We start from the raw sequence: 2,732 nt of genomic DNA, 5'->3' as shown, positions 1-2,732 counted from the left end.
GCGTGTTGAATTCCATGTCCTTGAGAAAGGCGATCAGCCTTTCGGGATCGGGATCGTGAATGCCCATGCTCTCCACGGGCACATCGACCGGCACGTCCTGATCGAGCGTGACGAGCCTCTTCGAGATCCGCGCAAGCTCCGAGTTTTTTGAGAGAAGATCCAGATAGCTGGAAATCATTCTTGATAGTGTGCGCGCTCTCAGAATCTTTTGACAAAAACTTTGTCCGCCGGCAGCGAGCTGTTCAAGAGTTTCAGCATCTGCTGTCCAAAGACCCTTTTTGTCTTTTTTCCCTCCCGAAAGTTTCATTCGCTCAAATAGAATCTCTCCTAGCTGCTTTCCCGATGAGACCTTGACTGGCTCACCTGCTTCTTTGTCTAGTTCATCCTGCACTTCAGATAGTCGTCGCTCACACTCTTCAACATTCGAGGCCAGCAGACTATCGAGCGAGCCGAACTCCTGAATTAGTTGCGCCGCCGTCTTGATGCCGATGCCGGGAACGCCCGGCACATTGTCGACGCTGTCGCCGGCCAGCGCCTGCACGTCGATGACCTTTTCCGGCGGCACGCCGAATTTCTCCATCACCTCTGCATGCTTGATCGTCTTCATCTTCATCGTGTCGAGCATGTCGACATCGTCGGAGACGAGCTGCATCAGGTCCTTGTCGGAGGAGACGATGGTGACGCGGGCGCCCGCACGCTGCGCGAGCCGCGCATAGGTCGCGATGAGATCGTCGGCCTCGTAATTCAGCATCTCGATCGAGGGCACCGAGAAGGCGCGGACCGCGTCGCGGACCAGCGAGAACTGGGGAACGAGGTCTTCGGGCGGCTCGGGCCGCTGGGCCTTGTATTGCGGATAGATGTCGTTGCGGAAGGTCTTGCCCGAGGCATCGAAGATGACGGCGAGATGCGTCGGCTCGAATTCGTCCTTGGTGTCCTCGATCAGCTTGTAGAGCATGTTGCAGAAGCCGGCGACCGCGCCGGTCGGCAGCCCATCCGATTTCCGCGTCAAAGGCGGCAGCGCGTGATAGGCGCGGAAGATGTAGCCCGAGCCGTCGACCAGAAAGAGGTGATCGCCCTTTTTCAGAGGTCTCTCCGTCGCTTTTTTCACCGGTTCGCCCTTCGCCACGCCAGATGCCTTCCTATATTCAAGCCCGGGCTATATTCAAGCCGGGCGCATCATAGCGCCTCCCGCCGGAGGCCAAAGCCCTTTGGCTCCCTCGACCCGATCCTTGTTTGACCCCGTTCGACGGCCGGGCTACCAGTGTCGAACCAACACATAAAGAGCCGCCAATGGCCGATTTCCTGCCCAACGACCCCACGCTTTCAAAGGATATGACGCTGCCGCGAGAGCCCGCGACGGATAAGGACGCCGCTTATGCGATCGAGGTCAGGGACCTGCGCAAGGTCTATCGCGCCAGCGGCGGGCAACCGGCCAAGGAAGCGCTGAAGGGCATCGACATCGCCGTGCCGCGCGGCTCGATCTTCGGACTGCTCGGCCCGAACGGCGCCGGCAAATCGACGCTCATCAACATTCTGGCCGGCCTCGTCGTCAAGACGAGCGGCGCGGCCTCGGTCTGGGGTTTCGACATCGACGTCAATCCGCGACAGGCGCGCGCCTCGATCGGCGTCGTGCCGCAGGAACTCAACATCGACCCCTTCTTCACGCCGGCCGAGGCGCTCGAACTGCAGGCCGGGCTCTACGGCGTGCCGAAGCGCGAGCGGCGGACGATGGAAATCCTGACCGCCATGGGGCTCGACGACAAGGCGGACGCCTATGCGCGCACGCTGTCGGGCGGCATGCGGCGACGCCTCCTCGTCGCCAAGGCGATGGTTCATAACCCGCCGGTGCTGGTGCTCGACGAGCCGACGGCCGGCGTCGACATCGAACTGCGTAAGCAGCTCTGGGACTATGTGAAGCTTCTCCACGCCAACGGCACGACCATCGTGCTGACGACGCATTATCTCGAAGAGGCGCAGGAGCTCTGCGATACGATCGCGATCATCGACAAGGGCGAGGTCGTCGCCTGCGAGCCGACGCAGAGGCTGATCGCCCGCGTCACCGACAAGAAGCTCATCATCCGCACCGTCTGGCCGGTGACGCCTGCCCAGGTCTCCGCCATGGAGGGCTTCAAGACGGAGGTCACCGCATCCGGCGCGTTCTCGATCCAGTACAATCCGATGGATGCCGGTGTGATGGACATTCTCGACCGGGTGCGGGCAAGCGGCATCGAGATCGTCGATATCTCGACGGAGGAATCCAATCTCGAGGACGTATTCCTGCAATTGACCGGAACGCAGAGAAGCAAGGCGACCTGAAGATCAGGCGGAGGCGCGTCTCACCAGTTCGCCCATCGCCATCTCGACGCGGGCGCCGCCGAGCGTCAGCGGCAGAAACAGCGCCTCGAGTTCCAACGGCGCATGCGTCTCTTCGAAGGCGGCCTGTCCGTGAAGCCGGAGCGGACGGCGGATTTCACAGACCACACCCAACACTTTCGCGAGCGCGGCGGCCGGCTTCTCGGGCAGGCGGTCGCCTAGAGTCTCGCCGGTGAAGTCGTCAGCGAAAAGCTCGTTGAGCGCGGTCCCCATCAGGCGCACGTGAAAATGCGCGGGCGAGACGGCCGGCGGCGCAACCCCGATCAGGAAAATCGACGGCAAATGGCTCACGATGTCGGCCGGGCTCACGTCGGCCCGGGCCGGCATGGCGCGGCCGGCGCGCTTGCCGTTCCAATAGG

At 62.0% G+C, this 2,732-nt stretch carries 3 protein-coding genes; 1 reads left to right on the top strand and 2 read right to left on the bottom strand.

Annotated features, from left to right (window positions below; genetic code table 11):
- Positions 1-1,126: DNA polymerase (locus tag VMR03_RS08720; protein ID WP_325404266.1), on the bottom strand; the 1,126-nt coding region annotated here is incomplete at its 3' end.
- Between the two features lie 164 nt (positions 1,127-1,290).
- Here VMR03_RS08720 and VMR03_RS08715 point away from each other — a divergent pair.
- Positions 1,291-2,316, top strand: coding sequence for an ABC transporter ATP-binding protein (locus VMR03_RS08715; protein WP_325404264.1), 1,026 nt, complete (start codon positions 1,291-1,293; stop codon positions 2,314-2,316).
- A gap of 3 nt (positions 2,317-2,319) precedes the next feature.
- On the opposite strand, the gene VMR03_RS08710 is transcribed toward VMR03_RS08715, so the two are convergent.
- Positions 2,320-2,732, bottom strand: a 413-nt coding sequence (locus tag VMR03_RS08710; RefSeq protein WP_325404262.1) for a PAS domain-containing protein, incomplete at its 5' end; no start/stop codon positions are given.

This window comes from Parvibaculum sp. (genome assembly GCF_035511255.1).
In the GTDB taxonomy this organism is placed as follows: domain Bacteria; phylum Pseudomonadota; class Alphaproteobacteria; order Parvibaculales; family Parvibaculaceae; genus Parvibaculum.
Note: the sequence above shows the minus strand (reverse complement) of the source record. Positions and strands in the feature narration are given on the sequence as shown.